Raw genomic sequence first — 1,419 nt, 5'->3', positions numbered from 1 at the left:
GACAGCCTATTCAACACTCAAGAATTAATCGCGGTGTTCGAGAGGATCAACAATGAGTAAACAATTTGCGCAACCGCGTTTTTACACATAGATGGTCGCCCCCGGTTTGCCAAGCGTTCAATCGATGATGTCAAGCAGGTGGAGATTGCAGCCATAGATCCGGACTCTTGATCGAGGCTATTGCCTCCGTCCCTGATGGAATATGCTGGCAGGTTCCTAATCACTCTGTCGAGCTTGATGCTCCCTGTGTAAAATAGGTTTGGCCTGCCTCGGTCTGACCTGTTTTGCCATCACTTCATGATTGCCTGTGCAATCGGTGGAGGGTTCCTTCCCTTTGTATTCTTTGTTCTACTACAGGACTCTCTGTTGCATGTTCATTTGCTCTGCATTCGGCTGGTCACCGCGGAGTATTAAAAGCTAGATTGAAGGTTCGGTCGTGAGCAAGCAGCGCCCACATGATTCGGGCATTTCTGTTGGCCAGCGCCACAGCCGCAATGTTGTGATGCCGTCGCTCAGTTAGTTTGGACAGCCAACCGCTCACATAATCTGTCTTTCGCTGGGCAACGCGTAACATAGAACGGGCGCCGTGGATCAACAGCATCCTGAGGTACGAGTCGCCACGCTTACTGATTCCAAGAAGGTTTTGCTTACCACCGCTGGAATGCTGACGAGGCACCAATCCCAGCCAGGCCGCGAGCTCCTTGCCGCTTTTGAAGTTACGCGCGTCACCGATAGTGGCTACAAGCGCACTGGCGGTAATAGGGCCAATGCCTGGAATTTCTGCCAGCCTCTTGCTTGCTTCGTTCTCCCGGTGCCAACGCTGAATCTGCTGCTCGAGTTCCTCCACCTGCCGATCAAGCTCACGTAGATGTTCTACTAGCCGTTGCAGCAGTTGAAGGAACGTGCCCGGCAACTCCGCAGAAGCTGTGGCAAGAATGTCCGGTACCCGTTTCAATATGTGACATATACCTTGCGGCAAGGTGATACCGTATTCAACGAGCATTCCGCGAATTTGGTTAGCCTGTGCAGTACGTGCTTTGACGAATCCTTGGCGTGCCCGGTGCAGCGACAGTACTGCCTGCTGTTCGATGTTCTTGATAGGGACAAAGCGCATATTTGGCCGGGTTACGGCTTCGCAAATTGCCTCTGCGTCGGCAGCATCGTTCTTGTTGGTCTTAACGTAGGGTTTGACGAACTGGGGTGCCATAAGACGTACGGTATGCCCGAGTGATTGCAACTTCCTTGCCCAGTGGTGCGCGCTGCTGCATGCCTCCATACCGATCAAACACGGAGTAATCTTGGCCAGAAACAGTAACACCTGATCACGCTTAAGAGCCTATTTCGATAGGGCGGAGCGCCAAGCAATGAGACCGCACGCGAACTGCAGCATGGCGAGATAGGTATCCTCGCGCTTTTCCC

General features: G+C 52.9%; 1 pseudogene. It reads right to left on the bottom strand.

The features are described 5' to 3' along the window. Positions 1–397: 397 nt before the first annotated feature. Positions 398–1,333: pseudogene (locus TSA66_RS00330) on the bottom strand (IS110 family RNA-guided transposase); the annotation flags it as partial. Positions 1,334–1,419 lie beyond the last annotated feature (86 nt).

The sequence above is a fragment of the Noviherbaspirillum autotrophicum genome, from assembly GCF_000818395.1.
Lineage (GTDB): Bacteria > Pseudomonadota > Gammaproteobacteria > Burkholderiales > Burkholderiaceae_D > Noviherbaspirillum > Noviherbaspirillum autotrophicum.
This window is presented reverse-complemented; position numbering and strand designations above follow the sequence as displayed.